Here is a 15,600-nt window from a genome sequence, read left to right as displayed (position 1 = left end):
CATGAGTGATCTTCCCGAGCTGGGCTTCTACGGGCTTGCCGGGCATTCGGACAGCCCCCGGGACCTGCTCGCCGAGGTCGCGGAGGGCGAGCGGCTGGGCCTCGGGGCGGTCTTCCTGTCCGAGCGCTTCACGACCAAGGAGGCGGCCGCGCTGTCGGGGGCCGCCGCGGCCGTGAGCGAGCGGATCGGGATCGCGACCGCGGCGACGAATCCGAACACCCGGCACCCGCTGCTGACGGCGACCTTCGCGACCACCATGCACCGGATGTCCGGTGGGCGGTTCGCGCTGGGCCTGGGGCGCGGATTCGACGCCCTCTTCGACGTCATGGGCCTGCCCCGGGTGACCTCCGCGCAGCTCGAGGACGTCATCGGGATCCTGCGCCGCCTCTGGCACGGCGAAGCGGTCGCCGGGCACGACGGGCCCGCCGGGACCTTCCCCTACCTCAGCCAGGATCCCGCGTTCGACGAGGACGTCCCGGTCATCCTGACCGCGATGGGGGAGCGGACGCTGGAGTTCGCCGGGCGCGTCGCCGACGGCGTCGTCCTGCACACCTTCTTCACCGACGAGACCCTCGCCAAAGCCGTCGCCGCGGTCCGGCGCGGTGCGGACGAGGCCGGGCGCGACCCGGCGTCCGTCCGGATCTGGTCGGTGCTCGCCACGGTCGGCGACCACCTGGACGAGGAACCGCGGCTGCGCAAGCTCGTCGGCCGCCTCGCCACCTACCTCCAGGGCTACGGCGACCTGCTGGTCAGGGTCAACGGCTGGGACCCGGCGGTGCTGGCCCGGTTCCGCGCCGACGACCTCGTCTCCGGCTACCCGGGCGCCTTCGACGCGATCGGCACCACCGAGCAGCTGCGGCGTGTCGCCGGACTCCTCCCCGAGGAGTGGCTCGCCGCGTCCGCCACGGGCACGCCCGAGCGGTGCGCCGCCCGCGTGCTCTCCCAGTTCGACGCGGGCGCCGACAGCGTGATCCTGCACGGCGCGACGCCGGCCGAGCTCGCCCCCGTGCTGGACGCCTACCGGCGCGTCCGGCCGGCGCGGTTCGGCGGGCTGCCCGCCAACCCCGGCCGGGCCTCCCGATGACGACCATCTTCGAACAGGACGAGCTGACCAGGCGCGGAACCGAATCGTGATCGGTGCGCCCGCTTGGAACGGTTCGAGGGACGGGCAAGGCACCGTAAGGTAGTACCGAAGATCATGAGCGGCCGGTGAGGAGACACGGTGGCAGGCGAGGGGTTCCGGCCAGGCGGATTCGACCCGACCGTCCCGAACATCGCCCGGATGTACGACTACTACCTCGGCGGCAAGGACCACTACGAGGCCGACCGTCTCCGTGCCGAGGAGGCGAAGGCCGCCGACCCCACCCTGATCACCCTGATCAAGGAGAACCGGGCGTTCATGGGCCGCGCCGTGCGGTACATGGCCGAGCAGGGCATCGACCAGTTCCTCGACATCGGCACGGGGCTCCCCACGCAGCAGAACGTCCACCAGATCGCCCAGTCGGTGAACCCCGCCGCCCGCGTCGCCTACGTCGACTACGACGGCCAGGTCGTCGCGCACGGCCGCGCGATCCTCGCCGACTCGCCGGGCACGCGAATGGTCCAGGCCGACATCCGCCGCCCCCGGGAGATCCTGGAGCACGCCGAGATCACGCCGCTGCTGGACTTCACCAAGCCGGTCGGGCTGCTGACGATCGCGACGCTCCACTTCATCGCCGACGAGGACGACCCGCCCGGCATCATGGCCGCCCTCCGCGCCGCGCTGGCCCCGGGCAGCCACATGGCGATCACCCATGCCTCCGCCGACGGCGTCCCGGACATCGTCGCCAAGGTGGTCGAGGTCTACAAGAAGACCAACGCGCCCGGGACGCCCCGGGACCGCGACCAGGTGACGGCCCTGTTCGGCGACTTCGAGCTCGTCGACCCCGGCCTGGTGTGGGCGCCGCTGTGGCGTCCCGACCGCGAGGTCGCTCTGGAGGAGGCCCTGCCGATCTGGTTCTACGCCGGCGTCGGCCGCAAGCTCTGAGGTGTGCGCAAACCCCGCTCCCATGACCAGGAATCGTGACGAGAGAGGGCGAGATGCGGGCAGAGACGGTCGGAGCGACGCTTGAGCACGCCGCGGCACGGAACACGACGTTCCTGCGCGACGGCGACGGCACCATCACGTTCGCCGAGTTCGACGCGCTGGCCGGACGGGTCGCGGCCGGCCTGCTGGCCCGCGGCGTCTCCCGCGGGGACAGGATCGGCCTGCTGGGCCTCAACACCCCGCAGTGGCTCGCGGCCTTCTTCGGCGCGGCCCGGATCGGCGCGGTCGTCGTCCCGCTCAACGTCCGCTACCGGGAGCGGGAGCTGTCCTACATGCTGGGGCAGAGCGGCGCCCGGCTGGTCATCAGCCTCGACTCCGTGCCCGGCTTCGACTTCGCGGCGTTCTACGAGTCGGCGAAGATCCCGGCCGTGCACTTCGGTGCCGGCTTCGACGACCTGACGGCGTCCTCCGCCGACCCGGCGGCGCTCGCGTCGGCCGCCGGCGCGGTGCGTCCCGACGACCCGCTCATGATCCTCTACACCTCGGGCACGACGGGACGGCCCAAGGGCGCGGTCATCACCCACCGCGGCATCCTGGCGTCCGCCCACGCGCAGGCGGACCACTGCGGGATGACCGAGGACGACGTCCTCCTGGGGCACCTTCCGTTCAACCATGTCGGCGGCATCACCTGCACCCTCATGACCGCCCTGGTCAGCGGCGGCTCGGTCGCCCTCCTCCCGGCGTTCTCCCCGGACGCGGCCCTGCGCGCCATCGAGCGCCACCGGGTGACGTACCTCGGCGCCGTCCCGACCATGTACGTGCTGATGCTCGGCCGTCCCGACTTCGCCGACCACGACGTCTCGTCCGTGCGCATGTGCGTGGCGGGCGGCTCGAACGTGGAACCCGCGCTGGCCGACGCCATCCGCCAGGGCTTCCCGGGAGCCCCGGTCTACGGCCTGTACGGCCTGTCGGAGTCCTCCGGCGCGTGCGTGCTGTCCCCGCTGGACGACGACCCCGAGACGGTCTCCCGGACCCTCGGCGCGATCATCGGCGACTTCGAGGCCCGGGTCGTCGGCCCGGACGGCGGCGTCCTCCCGCCCGGCGAGGCGGGCGAGCTCCAGATCCGCGGCGGGTGCGTCGCCGCCGGCTACTGGGACATGCCGTCCGAGACCGCCGAGGTCTTCTCCCCGGACGGCTGGCTGGCCACCGGCGACATGGTCGAGATGGAACCGGACGGCCACCTGGTCCTGCGCGGCCGCAAGAAGGAGATGTACATCCAGGGCGGCTTCAACGTGTACCCGGTCGAGATCGAGAACGTCCTGACCGCCCACCCCAAGGTGGCGATGGCCGCGGGCATCGGCGTCCCCGACGACGTCCTCGGCGAGGTGGGGCGCTTCTACATCGTCCCGAGCCCCGAGAGCGGTCCGCCCACCGAGGACGAACTGGCCGCCTACTGCCGGGACCGGCTGGCCGACTACAAGGTCCCCCGCCAGTTCGTCATCACCGCGGAGGTGCCCCTCACCCCCGTCGGCAAAATCCACAAGGCCCTGCTTAAGGAACGCGATTCCTGAAACGGCCGTGACGCCCCCCGGGCCCGGATAGGATCAAAGTTACCGGCGGGAAAGCCGGGGCGAGAAAATGCCGGACCGGGGGAGTCGCCAATGGTGTCGTCGGAGTGGCAGGGCGATCACGCACCGTCCTCGGACCTGCGGACGGACGTCCCCCATTCGGCGCGCATGTACGACTACTACCTGGGCGGCAAGGACAATTTCGCGGCCGACCGGGAAGCGGCCGCGAAGGCGCTCGAAATCTTCCCCGATATCGCCGTGGCCGCCCAGGCCAACCGCCGTTTCCTCGGCCGCGCCGTGCGGTTCGCCGCCGACCTCGGCATCCGCCAGTACCTGGACATCGGCACCGGGATCCCGGCCTCCGACAACACCCACGAGGTCGCCCAGGCCATCGCTCCCGACTCGCGCGTCGTCTACGTCGACAACGACCCGATCGTCCTGACGCACGCCCGCGCGCTGCTCGCCGGCACCCCCGAGGGCCGCACCGCCTACCTGGACGCCGACTTCCGCGACCACGAGCGCATCCTGTCCGCGCCCGAGACGGCGGAGCTCATCGACTTCACGCGGCCCGTCGCGCTGCTCACGGTCGCCCTCCTGCACTTCGTCCCCGACGAGGACGGACCGGGCGAGATCCTGGAGCGCTACAAGGGGGTCCTGCCGCCCGGCAGTGTGATGATCTTCTCGCACGCGACCGCCGACCTGGTGGAGAACCCGGAGGAGTCCCGCGCCGTGGTGAGCACCTACACCGCGTCCGGCGTGAACCTGACCGTCCGCTCCCGCGACCGGGTCGAGGAGTTCTTCACCGGCTGGAACCTGGTCGACCCGGGCGTCGTCCCCGTCACCGAATGGCGCCCCGACGGCAACCCGAAGGACGCCGCCCTCGCCTCCTCCCAGGCCGGCGCCTACGGCGGCGTAGCCCTCAAACCCTGACCCGTACGACGAGATCCACGAGGGGGCTGCACGTGAGTGACTCTCCTGTCTGCCTGATCACCGGCGGCGGAAGCGGAATCGGGGCGGCCACGGCCCGCCTGCTCCTGAGCCGGGGGTACCGGGTGAGCATCACCGGACGGGGCGCGGATCGTCTCCATCGCTTCGCCGAGTCGATGGGCCACCCGGCAGGGCTGCGCACGTTCGTCGGCGACGCGAGCGACTACGAGGACGTGCAGGCCGCCGTCGAGTCCACGGTCAAGGAATTCGGGCGGCTCAACGCGGTCGTGGCCAATGCAGGCTTCGCCTCTTTCGACGACGTGACCGATGGGGACCCCGCCGTATGGCGCGACATGGTGCTGACCAATGTGCTCGGACCGGCGCTGCTGATCAGGGCCGCCCTGCCCGAGTTGAAGCGGACGCACGGACGGATCGTGCTCATCGGAAGTGTCGCGGGAGTGGTCTACAGCCCCGGCAACATCTACGGGGCGACCAAATGGGCGGTGACCGGGCTCGCCGAGAACACCCGGCGCATGGTGACCCATGACGGAGTGGGAGTGACCCTGGTCAATCCCGGAGCAACGGAGACCAACTTCTTCGACGCGGACGGCGGCCCGCCGGACCGGGCGATGATCGACGCCGACCGGATCGCCGACGCCATCGTGTGGGCGATCGGGCAGCCGGACGGCGTCGACGTCAACACCCTCACCATCCGCCCCGTCCCCTCACCCCTCTGACACTCCCTTGCCACCACGCGAAAATGACGGCTTGCGCGAGGCATTTGCCGTGCTCGACGTGATGCCGGGTTTCCGCGCCGAACTCATAGATGCAGAGATCATCGTGTCGCCGCCCCCGGACGGACAGCACGAGACCATCGTCGTAGCCGTTGACGATTGGGTTCGAGAGGTCCATGGGCTGCGGCTGCACCGGAACCTGACGTTGATCAGCCCGGAAGGGGAGTACGTCCCCGACGGCATCGCAGCGCCCAAGGGCGCCTTCGCGGGATGCGAATGGCACAGTAAACCGGACGGGGTGGCGATGGTCCTGGAGGTGACGTCCGGCCGTGCTCGTGACCGCAAGGGCGCCGAGCGTGATCGCGGGCCCAAGCGCCGTGGTTACGCCGCCGCCGACATCCCGCTCTACCTGCTGATCGACCGGCTGGAGGGGAAGGCGACGATCTTCTCCGAGCCGCGCGGTGACGACTACACTCACAGCGCCTCTGTCGTCCTCGGTGAAGACCTCTCCATCCCGGAGCCTCTAAAAGGCGTGCTTCCCACCCACGATTTCTGATCGGCTGCCCCGCCGCGCCGACGGACCGTCGTTGTGGACAGATCTTGATCGGTTCGTCTTGTGGGGTTCGTGCCTTGGCCGGGCCTGCGCGTCAGGCGAGGATCGGCGGCATGGATCTGCTGGACACTCTGGTTGACAAGGGGCTGCGGCGTGAGCCGCCGACTCGGGACGAGGCGCTCGCGGTGCTGGGGACCCGCGATGACGACCTGCTCGAAGTGGTGGCCGCGGCTGGGGAGGTACGCCGGCACTGGTTCGGGCGCCGGGTCAAGCTGAACTATCTGGTCAATCTGAAGTCGGGGCTGTGCCCCGAGGATTGCTCGTACTGCTCGCAGCGGTTGGGGTCGAAGGCAGACGTTCTGACCTATACCTGGCTGAAGCCCGATGAGGCGGCCGCGGCCGCCGAGGCGGGCGTGGCCGGCGGCGCCAAACGCGTGTGCCTGGTGGCCAGCGGGCGCGGCCCGACCGGCCGGGACGTGGAACGGGTCGCCGACACCATCGCGGCGATCAAGAAGCAGAACGAGGACGTGGAGATCTGCGCCTGTCTCGGGCTGCTGTCCGACGGGCAGGCGGCGCGGCTGCGGGAGGCAGGCGCCCACGCTTACAACCACAACCTCAACACCGCCGAGGCCGTGTACGCGGACATCTGCACGACGCACGACTTCACCGACCGCGTCGCGTCCGTACAGAAGAGCAAGGCGGAAGGTCTCTCGGCCTGCTCCGGTCTGATCGCGGGAATGGGCGAAAGTGACTCGGACCTGGTGGACGTGGTGTTCGCGCTGCGTGAGCTGGACGTGGACTCGGTCCCGGTGAACTTCCTGATCCCGTTCAAGGGAACTCCGATGGCCGAGGATTGGGCCCTGACCCCGCAGCGGTGCCTGCGGATCCTGGCGATGGTGCGGTTCGTCTGCCCGGATGTGGAGGTCCGTCTCGCCGGAGGACGGGAGATCCACCTGCGGACGCTCCAGCCGCTCGCGCTGCACGTGGTCAACTCGATCTTCCTGGGCGATTACCTGACCAGCGAAGGCCAGGCGGGCAAGGCCGACCTGGACATGATCGCGGACGCCGGCTTCGAGGTGGAGCAAACGGACACGACCACGCTGCCCGAACACCGAAGCGGCGAACACGCCCGCGCCGACCTGGTGGCGATGCGCCACCGCGGCGCCGGAACCGACCTGCCGCCCAATGCGTGACAGGTCGTACCTCGGCTCATGAGCTGACTCTGGCGGCTTGCGGGAAGGGGCGAGCGTCCCTAGCCTCGGCCGCATGATCAGCATGGCGCGGCCCGCGCGGATCTGGGCCGCGCTGGCGCTCATACTGGCCGCGGTGGTGCCCATGGCCGATACGGCCGCCCAGCCGGACCGATGCCTGGAAGACTTCGCCCCGGCGGACGAGGGCACAGCCCGTCCGACCCCGGTCGCGGAACGCGCCCTCGTCCAGGCCCGGAACTTCCCAGGCGATCGGCACCTGGGACGACTCCGCTGGGCGACCGCCCACCCGGCCGGCGATGAGGTCCGATTAGGACCGGTCAAGGGCGGCTTGGTCGCGGTGAACCTTCCCCCCGAGCGCGGCGACGGCCGTGAGTGGCCGGTCGTCAGGGTGATGCGAGCCTCCGACGGCGCGACCGTGTGGGAGCGGAGGGGGACGACACCGCCGGGCGCCGCCGGCGCGCCCGGCATCCTCAATCTCAGCAGCAGTGACCATGTGGCGGCGTTCGACATCACCACAGGCCGCAACCTGTGGTGCGCCCAACGGTCCGGCCGCTTTCCCGAGGGACTCGACAACGAGACCGTCGTGACCGAGCACGGCGATGTGCTCGACATCGGCACGTCGATCACCAGCCTCCACGCGCGGACGGGCAAGCCGCGCTGGCACATCCCGGCGCAGCTCGACACCACCGCGACCGGAGCCGGCGTGCTGGCCTACGACACCAACACCGCTCCCGCCGGGCTGCATGTGCGCCGGCTGCCCGACGCGACGCTCTTGTGGCGCGCTACCGGCCCGATCAAGAGGGTCATAGGTGTCGGGGCCGGCCGGGTACTGGTCGAGGAAGGCTCCAACGACTCCTCCTGGATCGTCGCGTACGACCTCGGCACCGGACAGCGTCGCTGGCGGCGGCCAGTCACCGGGTTGGGCATGCCGGGATGGCGGCTCCTGGACGACCGGCTGCTGGTCGGCGACACCTTCCTCTCCGACTCGCACGTCCAGGCCCTGAACCTCAGCGACGGCTCGCCACTCTGGTCGGTCGACGTCCCAGGCGGCCTGGACACCGAATACGCACCACTTCATCGCGCCAGCCTGTACGGGCCCGACCCCAGCGGAGGGTTGAAGGTCTTCGACACGAAGCGGGGCACGATGAGCCGGACCCTGCCAAGCGTCGCCTGGCCGCCACCAAGGATCGAGACCGACAGCGTGGCGTTCGAGAACAACCTCGCGATCGGCGACGGCCTCCTACTCGCCCAGATAGACAACCTCACCCTCGCCTTCGACCTACCACACTGAGCCCACAGGTCGTCGGTGTCGTTGTCGCCTTCCAGCGTGTCCGGGGACGCGGCGGTCTCGTCGATCACCTTGCCCATCGCTGTCACGATCTTGCCGAGCAGGGCCCGCCGGCGGCCGATGAAGAAGGCGTCGAAGTCGTCCTCGCGCATCAGGTCGGCGTCGGCCAGGTACGAGGTGAAATGCCCGTCGACGCCGAGGGCAGACGTCTGCGGCGTAGTCCTCCGTCAGACCTCGTCCGATGAAGACGACGTCCCCATCGGGCGGATTTCTTGAACCTCGTTGCTGTCAAAGCACGGCCGGAGCCGCGGAAGGGGCGGACGGGAGGTCCTCGTCCATGAACGAGATGGAGGCACCATGCCCTCGATCGACACTCTCTCCCTGCTGACGGCCGTGCTGGCGCCGTCTCCCAGCACTACCGGCGGTGTCGTCCTGGACGTTCGGCTCGCCTTTGCCGCGGCCTTCGCCACGTTCGTGGCCGTCCGCTTGGCGGCTCAGGATCGCAAGGTCGCCGCCGGGCAGGCCGCCGGCGTCTTCTGGATCGTCCTCGTCAGCCGCGGCCACTAGCACCGGCCCGGTGCCAGGAGCCTGGGGCGGGGCGACCGCCCTTCCCCAGGTTCGTTGGTAACCGCCGCACACCGGCCGCCTGAGTCCTTCGATCCCGCCGAGAGCACCGCCGGGACCGGCCGCCCCCTGCCACGCTCGCCCAGCCGCGCGGTCCTCCTAGGGCGTGTGTCGAATGTGGAACTTGGACGGTTGGATGATCTTGTTTCGCGGCACGTGGAGAACTGACGGACGCGCAAAGGGCGGTATTGGAACCGTTGTTGCTGACCGGGGATACCCGGCAACGCCGGGGATGTCAGGAAGACGTCAGGCAGAAGGGGTGGCCAGCCGGATCCAGGAGTACCCGCCAGCGTCTGTCGCCGGGTTGATGGGCAGGTTTGGAGGCGCCGAGTTGCAGCGCGACCTCTTCCATCGCATCGAGGTCGTCAGTGCGGAAATCCAGGTGGAGCTGTTGTGGCACGTCCTGACCCGGCCACTGCGGAGCCCGGTATCCGTCGACCCTCTGGAATCCCAGATCACAGCCGGAGTCGTCGGTCAGAGCGACGAACTCGTCGGTACTGAAGAGCTCGCGCATCCCGGTCAATGCACCGTAGAAGCCCGCCAGCACCTGCGGGTCGGCACAGTCCAAAGTCACCCCTCGCAGTACAGCGCCCGGCATCATTTGCTCCTTCGTGTCCGCGCGTCTGTCTCTGTAAGCCGCCGCTGCATGTGATCACCGGCCACCAGCTACACCGTACCCACCACATCCCCCGCCGTAGTAGCGGTTTACCCCTGCCTCAGAGCAACGGGTGACTGTGACCGGCGCTTCGATACACGCCCTATTGCGCGCCTTCAGCTTCATCAACCTGCTGACCACGTGGTCGCGGAATTGTGATTCGAGGTCGGCCATCGGACACTTCGCCTAGGGCGGCTCCTCCGCGCCGAGCTCGTATCGTGCGAAAGCGACGAGGTCATCGTCGCAGACCGCCCAGCGATCGCCCCGCCACACCACCGACCAGCGGGCCTCGATGTTGTGATCCGCCCAGTTGCACTTTCCCTGGCGCCCCGCGCTGCCCGAGGCGTGAAGCTCGGGATCGTATGGCATCACCATGAGCACGCCGCCATCCGGCCACCGAACCCGCTCGTACCACGCCATGAAGTTCCCCCTTATGCGGCGGCGCCCTGTGCCGGAAAGGAGCCTCAGCGTAAACCTGGTCGAGTAGGTCGCCGTTCAGTCAGCTGGATTTGTCCACATCCGGCGACCGCCCGTCCGATATGGGTATCCGTCTCCGCACTCAACGGGTGAAGCCGCGCGGCGGGAGGGACGGGAGTGGCCTTCCGCCGCGCGGCGGCTTGGGGCGTCAGCGGGTCGCGCGGGCGTGGAGGATGGCCTCGGTGAGGGCTGCCGGGGTGGGGGCGTTGAGGAGTCTCCATTGCGTCCCGGAGGGGAGGAGTGCCCACCATTCCTTGGTGTGGGTGCCCCACCAGGAGATGACGCCGAAGCGTGCGTGGAGCTCGGCGATCGTCCGGGCGCGGATCGGGTCCGGGGCGGACGGGGGAGTGGGGAGTCCGGTCTCGCTCGTTTGCCGCTGGTGGGTCCGGGCGGCTAGTGCGGCCGTCACGAAGGGGAGGAGGATCCGGGTGATCCGCTCGGCTGCGCGGGCCGGCTTGGTGTGCGGGGCCAGGTTCTCGCCCGTGCTCGATCGGTACCACCACACGTCGGGAGTTGTTCCGGGGACGAGCGTGATGCTCTCCCCGAAATCCGGCACGGCCGGATCGAAGACGCGCAGCAGCGGGTGCGGACCGTCGTAGCGCGGGACGGCCTTCCAGCCTTGCCGGATGATTTCATGCGCAAGTTGGTCAAGGTAGACCGTAGTACAGGAAATTGGGGCGCCGGCGTTCAGTTTCTTCGGTTCTACCCATCCCATTACCAGCGCACCCACTTACTTGGTTCGCGCGTAGTGCGATTGGTGGCGCGACTGCGTTCGATGGTGAGTGTCTTGCGGAGTTCCTCTGCGGTGCTGCGTACAACGGTCGGATCTACACCGGCCTTTGGGTCGTGCAGAGTGGCGACCCAGTCGCCAGGCTTCCCGTCGTGGCGTGTCGCGCGCCAGATCCGGTGACCCCGGAAGTCCTCCCGGAGTTGGGTCAACGCCTGGTCAGCGGCGTTGCGGGGCGTGTTCATGATCGGTTCGAACTTTCAGTGCGATTTCTCTCCGTTACCACTCCACATCTTCCTGTGATCGCGTTATCTTCTGGAAGAGCAAGAAGCCCGGAGAAAGAAACACCCCCGCGTGCGGTTCGAAATCCGCACCGCTTTCGAATGGAGGCCCCCCATGCCCCGCCGCCCCCGCGACCCCGGAGTCCCCTCCTCGCCCACCGAGTACTTCGGTACGGAACTTCGGGCTTATCGCGAAGCATCCAAGATGTCCCGACCGCAGTTCGCCGAAAGACTAGGATTCACGCCTCAGTGGATCGGTCAGGTCGAATCGGGCAATTCGGCGCCGTCCGACGACTTCGCCAGGGCGTGCGACACCTACTTCGAGACGAACGGGACCTTCTACCGCCTCTGGGGGTGGATCCGAGACTTCGGACGCCTCGCCGTCCTGCCTCCAGGCTTCCCCGACTTCATCGCGCGGGAGCAAGAGGCCGAGGTGATCTACATCTTCGAGATCATGGTCATCACCGGGCTGTTCCAGACGCAGGAGTACGCGCACGAGGTGCTCAAGCTGGGGAGGACGGCAGACGCCCTAGACCAACTTGTCAGAACTCGCATGGAGCGACAGGAAATTCTGGGGCGGGAGGACCCGCCTCATGTGGTCGCAATCTTCGACGAGGCCGCCATCCGCCGCCCCATCGGAGGCCCAGAGGTGATGAAGGGGCAGATTCGGCACCTTATCGACTTGACGGACCTCTTTCAGGTTACGATCCAGATCGTCGCGGGTACCAAGGGCGCCTACGCGGGCTTGCCTGGTGCGTTCATGATCCTTAGTTTTCAAGACGAGCCGGATGTCGTGCACGTCGAGGGTCATGCGGGAGCACAGCTGATCGATCACCCTGCGGTTGTCCGGAAGTATGGGGTACGTTTCGATTTGATCAGGGCTTCGGCGATGACCGCCGAGGATTCCCTCACTTTCCTCCGGACGATCTTGGAGAGTCAATGACCGCGCAGCGCAGACGGGTTGTGCAATGGCGTATGAGTAGCCGCAGCGATTCAGTCGGCGCCGAGGGCGTTGAGGTTGCTTGGGGACCGTCAGGCTGCTGGCAGAGGAGCAGTCACAGCACTCACACCGGAGATCAGTGTGTCGAACTTGCGCCGATGATGCCGATGTCCGCTGCTGAGTGGAAGAAGAGCAGCCGTAGTACGGATACCGGCGGTGCGTGCGTCGAGGTGGCGTCCGTGATACCGATCTCCTCTGCCCCATGGAAGAAGAGCAGCAAGAGCGACGACACCGGTGGGCAGTGCGTGGAGGTGGCGGACTGGAGGGCGGCGGTGGCGGTGCGGGACTCTAAGGACCCGGATGGGCCGAAGCTGGTGTTCGGGCCGTCCGCGTGGCAGGCGTTCGCGGTCCGGGTGAAGAGCGGTAGCCTCGACCTGGGCTGATCCCGGCGAGGCAGGCCCCCGGCCCGATCGACGTCCACGGGCCGGGGGTTTCGTGTGTCGGGGGTTCACTCCGCCTTCGCGGCCTCCAGGACGGGGACGGCCGCGGCGCGGCGGGCGGGCAGTGACGAGGTCGCCAAGGCCGCCACCGCGGCGCCCGCCGCTACGGCCGGGAACAGCCACCACGGCGGGTTCGGGCGCAGGAACGAGCTGCCGGTCGTCACGTGCAGCAGCGCCAGGGTTCCCATCGCGATGCCGAGGCCGAGGAGCGTGCCGAGGACGACCACGGTGGCCGCCTCCCAGCGGACGATCGAGCGGATCTGCCTCGCGGTGGCGCCCACGGCGCCGAGCAGCCCGAACTCGCGGGTGCGTTCGGCGACGCTCATCGACACCGTGGTCGCCATCCCGAACAGCGACAGCAGCAGCGCCATGCCGATGAAGGTGTACGTGGCCCGCAGCGCCCGGGTGAGCGAGTCCGACGCCGCGTCCACGTAGGCGTCGCGGTCGAGGACCCGCAGGCCGGGCGCCCCGGCCACGGCCCGGGCCAGGTCCCGCTGGGAGCCGCCTCGCACGAGGACCGCCTGGGTCGCGGCGTTGACGTCGAGCCGGTCCATCGTGGCGGGCGCCACGAGCGCCTGCTCGGCGAACAGGTGGGACGGGTCGTGGTACGCGTCCGCCACGGTGAGCGTCACCCGGCCCTGGGCGCCCCGCACGACGATCTGCTGCCCGCGCCGCAGGCCCCGCTCCTTCAGGACGGTCGACGACAGCGCGATCTGCCCAGTGCGCAGGGCGGGCGGCCGACCGCCCAGCCGCAGGACGTCCCGCAGCCCGATCTGCTCGGCGCCGGTGACGAGGAATTCGAACGGTTCGGGTTCCTCCTCCGGATCGGCACGGTCCGGAGACACCAGCGTGACCTCGGTCCGGGTGAGGGCGGTCGCCCGCGACACCCCGGGCGTGCCCGCCACCAGGTCCGCCACGTCCCGGGCCACCGGCGCGGGCGCGCCCTCGGCGGTCCGGGCGGTCGCGGTGATCGCGTGGTCGGCGGCCATGACCTGCCGTCCCGTCTCCCGGAACCGGTCGTTCACCGACAGTGTCACCAGCGCCACCGAGGCGACCAGCGCGACGCCCAGCATCAGCGACGAGGCGGCCGAGGACACCCGGCGCGGGCTGCGGGTGATGGTCGCGTGCGCCAGCCGGCCGGTCTCCCCGCCGACCAGCGTCCCGACGCGGCCCACGAACCCGCCGAGCGGCCCGACGAAGAACGGGGTGAGGACGGCCAGCCCCGTCACGGCCAGCATCGCACCGAAAACGATCATGAGTGAGACCCCGAAGGTGCGGTCCTGGCCCGGGGGGTCGCTCGCTCGGACCGCTACCCCGACCGCGCACCAGAAGCCCGCTCCGGCGAAGATCACGAGGGCGCCCAGGACTCGCGGCCAGCGGCGCTCCCGGGATTCGGCGACGGTGCTGCGCAGCGCCTGGACGGGCGAGATGCCCGCGGCGCGGCGCGCCGCCCGCCAGGCGGCCAGCTGCGTGACCAGGACTCCGGCCGCGGCCGGGAGGCCCAGCGAGACCCAGTCGACCCGGGGGGCGGCGGCGGAGACGTCGAAGCCGTCCCGTGCGAACAGCCGGATGATCAGCCCGGACAGCGGCCCGCCCGCGGCCGTCCCGCCCACCGCGGCGATCGCGCCCAGCACCAGCGCCTCCAGGCGGATCAGCCGCTTGATCTGCCGCGGAGTGGCGCCGATCGCCCCGAGGAGCGCGAGCCGCCGGGTCCGCTGCCGCACCAGCGTGCCGAACGTGTTGGCCACCACGAACAGGCCGACGAAGATCGCCACTGAGGAGAGCATGCCGATGATGCCGGCGACCGTGGCGCCCTCGCCCGCCGCCGCGGACGTCTGCGCGTCCCGCACCGACGCCGCGGTCCGGACGGTGGCCGCGCCGCCCAGGTCCCGGGCCAGCTCGCCGCGCAGCCGGTCGGCGGGCACGCCCGGGGCGGCCTTCACCCAGACGCTCTGCCAGGTGCCCGCGGGCAGCATGGCGGCACGGCGGACGGTCTCGGGCGGGGCGAGCACCAGGTTCCCGGCGGCCACGGCGTCGCGGCCCTGCACGCTGACCACCCCGGAGACCCGCACCCGGCGCGTCTGGCGGGGCAGTGTCAGCGTCAATGTGTCGCCGACGCGCACCTTCCCGGCACGCGACATGTACTGGACGACCGCCACCTCACCGTCCGCCGCGGGCGCGCGCCCGGCCACCAGCCGGTAGGGGTTCAGCCGGGACTCGTGCACCCAGGGGCGTAGCAGCGTCCGGCCCTCGGCCGACGCCGTGACCGCCCGCCCGTCGGCGCGCGCGGCCGTGACCTCCACCGCGGCGTCCCCCGCGGCCGCCGCGACCCCGGGCCGGGACGCGACCCGGTCCAGGCGGATCCGGCCGTCGGGCACCGCGGCCGGGTCGCCGGGCTCCACCGTCCCGCCCTGGACGAGCACGTCCGCGCGGAAGTACTCGCTCGCGTCGCTGCCCGCCACCGCGTCCTGCGCGCGCAGCGCGAACTGGAGCGAGCCCGCGATGAGCGCGATGGAGCCCAGCGCCGCGAGAAGGGTGGCGGTGAGCCGGGGCCAGCCCTCGGCGAAGGAGCGGCGCGCGATGAGCCACAAGGGGTTCCCCACGGTGTCAGCCCTCCATCCGGCGCATGCGGGCATGAACGGCGTCGATGGTGGGCGCCGCCAGCTCGTCGACGATCGTCCCGTCGGCGAGGAACAGCACCCGGTCGGCGTGCGCGGCGGCGCCGGGGTCGTGCGTCACCATGATCACGGTCTGCCGGTAGGCGTCGACGGCGCGGCGCAGGAATCCCAGTACCTCGGCGCCGGAGCGGGAGTCGAGGTTGCCGGTCGGCTCGTCGGCGAACAGCACCTCGGGCCGGGTCAGCAGCGCGCGTGCCACCGCGACCCGCTGCTGCTGGCCGCCCGACAGCTCGCTGGGGCGGTGCGACAGCCGCTCGCGCAGGCCGAGGGCGTCCACGATGGTGTCGAACCAGGCCCGGTCGGCGCGGCGGTTCCCGAGCCGGCCGGTCAGCCGGATGTTCTCCTCCGCCGTCAGCATCGGCAGCAGGTTGAACGACTGGAACACGAACCCGAGCCGGTCGCGGCGCAGCT

Annotated in this window: 16 protein-coding genes; 11 read left to right on the top strand and 5 right to left on the bottom strand. The window is 70.2% G+C overall.

Features of this window, described 5'->3' with window-relative positions; genetic code table 11:
- The first annotated feature begins 1 nt into the window (after position 1).
- The 9 genes from BM339_RS44370 (at position 2) to BM339_RS44325 (ending at position 8,874) form a co-directional block, all read left to right on the top strand.
- Positions 2–1,084, top strand: a complete 1,083-nt coding sequence (locus tag BM339_RS44370; protein WP_021597271.1) for a TIGR03857 family LLM class F420-dependent oxidoreductase — start codon at positions 2–4, stop codon at positions 1,082–1,084.
- Positions 1,085–1,222: 138 nt separating this feature from the next.
- Positions 1,223–2,026 (top strand): SAM-dependent methyltransferase, encoded by an 804-nt coding sequence (locus BM339_RS44365; protein ID WP_021597270.1) that lies wholly within the window; start codon positions 1,223–1,225, stop codon positions 2,024–2,026.
- 53 nt (positions 2,027–2,079) lie between these two features.
- Positions 2,080–3,597 (top strand): class I adenylate-forming enzyme family protein, encoded by a 1,518-nt coding sequence (locus BM339_RS44360; protein WP_075024741.1) that lies wholly within the window; start codon positions 2,080–2,082, stop codon positions 3,595–3,597.
- A 90-nt stretch (positions 3,598–3,687) separates the two neighbouring features.
- A complete protein-coding gene (locus tag BM339_RS44355; RefSeq protein WP_021597268.1) occupies positions 3,688–4,524 on the top strand; it encodes an SAM-dependent methyltransferase in 837 nt (278 codons plus the stop codon).
- Between the two features lie 32 nt (positions 4,525–4,556).
- Positions 4,557–5,258: an SDR family oxidoreductase gene (locus BM339_RS44350; RefSeq protein ID WP_075024740.1), complete on the top strand. Its 702-nt coding sequence runs from the start codon at positions 4,557–4,559 to the stop codon at positions 5,256–5,258.
- Positions 5,259–5,289: 31 nt separating this feature from the next.
- Positions 5,290–5,811 (top strand): Uma2 family endonuclease, encoded by a 522-nt coding sequence (locus tag BM339_RS44345; protein ID WP_143118842.1) that lies wholly within the window; start codon positions 5,290–5,292, stop codon positions 5,809–5,811.
- Positions 5,812–5,921: 110 nt separating this feature from the next.
- Positions 5,922–7,001 (top strand): biotin synthase BioB, encoded by a 1,080-nt coding sequence (bioB, locus tag BM339_RS44340; protein WP_075024738.1) that lies wholly within the window; start codon positions 5,922–5,924, stop codon positions 6,999–7,001.
- A gap of 73 nt (positions 7,002–7,074) precedes the next feature.
- Entirely contained in the window at positions 7,075–8,310 is a 1,236-nt protein-coding gene (locus BM339_RS44335) for an outer membrane protein assembly factor BamB family protein (protein WP_075024737.1), read from the top strand.
- Between the two features lie 354 nt (positions 8,311–8,664).
- Entirely contained in the window at positions 8,665–8,874 is a 210-nt protein-coding gene (locus BM339_RS44325; protein WP_075024735.1) for a hypothetical protein, read from the top strand.
- 292 nt (positions 8,875–9,166) lie between these two features.
- Here BM339_RS44325 and BM339_RS44320 read toward each other — a convergent pair whose 3' ends face one another.
- The 3 genes from BM339_RS44320 to BM339_RS44310 all read right to left on the bottom strand — a co-directional run bounded on the left by BM339_RS44320 (position 9,167) and on the right by BM339_RS44310 (position 10,619).
- Positions 9,167–9,529, bottom strand: coding sequence for a VOC family protein (locus BM339_RS44320; RefSeq protein WP_177287923.1), 363 nt, complete (start codon positions 9,527–9,529; stop codon positions 9,167–9,169).
- A gap of 243 nt (positions 9,530–9,772) precedes the next feature.
- Positions 9,773–10,006: a hypothetical protein gene (locus BM339_RS44315; RefSeq protein ID WP_075024734.1), complete on the bottom strand. Its 234-nt coding sequence runs from the start codon at positions 10,004–10,006 to the stop codon at positions 9,773–9,775.
- Between the two features lie 205 nt (positions 10,007–10,211).
- Positions 10,212–10,619, bottom strand: coding sequence for a hypothetical protein (locus BM339_RS44310; protein WP_075024733.1), 408 nt, complete (start codon positions 10,617–10,619; stop codon positions 10,212–10,214).
- 567 nt (positions 10,620–11,186) lie between these two features.
- Between BM339_RS44310 and BM339_RS44305 the strand changes: the two genes are divergently transcribed.
- Positions 11,187–12,014, top strand: coding sequence for a helix-turn-helix domain-containing protein (locus tag BM339_RS44305; RefSeq protein WP_075024732.1), 828 nt, complete (start codon positions 11,187–11,189; stop codon positions 12,012–12,014).
- A gap of 164 nt (positions 12,015–12,178) precedes the next feature.
- Positions 12,179–12,454: a DUF397 domain-containing protein gene (locus BM339_RS44300; RefSeq protein ID WP_337959953.1), complete on the top strand. Its 276-nt coding sequence runs from the start codon at positions 12,179–12,181 to the stop codon at positions 12,452–12,454.
- A 65-nt stretch (positions 12,455–12,519) separates the two neighbouring features.
- Here BM339_RS44300 and BM339_RS44295 read toward each other — a convergent pair whose 3' ends face one another.
- A complete protein-coding gene (locus tag BM339_RS44295) occupies positions 12,520–15,114 on the bottom strand; it encodes an FtsX-like permease family protein (protein WP_143118841.1) in 2,595 nt (864 codons plus the stop codon).
- 4 nt (positions 15,115–15,118) lie between these two features.
- Positions 15,119–15,600, bottom strand: a 482-nt coding sequence (locus BM339_RS44290; protein WP_143118840.1) for an ABC transporter ATP-binding protein, incomplete at its 5' end; no start/stop codon positions are given.

Origin of the sequence: Actinomadura madurae, from assembly GCF_900115095.1 — a bacterium.
Lineage (GTDB): Bacteria > Actinomycetota > Actinomycetes > Streptosporangiales > Streptosporangiaceae > Spirillospora > Spirillospora madurae.
This window is presented reverse-complemented; position numbering and strand designations above follow the sequence as displayed.

Bases quoted from the DNA above. Each gene is read 5' to 3' on its own strand.
- BM339_RS44370 (WP_021597271.1), top strand. From the start codon at position 2: ATGAGTGATCTTCCCGAGCTGGGCTTCTACGGGCTTGCCGGGCATTCG.
- BM339_RS44360 (WP_075024741.1), top strand. From the start codon at position 2,080: ATGCGGGCAGAGACGGTCGGAGCGACGCTTGAGCACGCCGCGGCACGG.
- BM339_RS44355 (WP_021597268.1), top strand. From the start codon at position 3,688: ATGGTGTCGTCGGAGTGGCAGGGCGATCACGCACCGTCCTCGGACCTG.
- bioB (WP_075024738.1), top strand. From the start codon at position 5,922: ATGGATCTGCTGGACACTCTGGTTGACAAGGGGCTGCGGCGTGAGCCG.
- BM339_RS44335 (WP_075024737.1), top strand. From the start codon at position 7,075: ATGATCAGCATGGCGCGGCCCGCGCGGATCTGGGCCGCGCTGGCGCTC.
- BM339_RS44325 (WP_075024735.1), top strand. From the start codon at position 8,665: ATGCCCTCGATCGACACTCTCTCCCTGCTGACGGCCGTGCTGGCGCCG.
- BM339_RS44320 (WP_177287923.1), bottom strand. From the start codon at position 9,529: ATGCCGGGCGCTGTACTGCGAGGGGTGACTTTGGACTGTGCCGACCCG.
- BM339_RS44315 (WP_075024734.1), bottom strand. From the start codon at position 10,006: ATGGCGTGGTACGAGCGGGTTCGGTGGCCGGATGGCGGCGTGCTCATG.
- BM339_RS44305 (WP_075024732.1), top strand. From the start codon at position 11,187: ATGCCCCGCCGCCCCCGCGACCCCGGAGTCCCCTCCTCGCCCACCGAG.
- BM339_RS44300 (WP_337959953.1), top strand. From the start codon at position 12,179: ATGTCCGCTGCTGAGTGGAAGAAGAGCAGCCGTAGTACGGATACCGGC.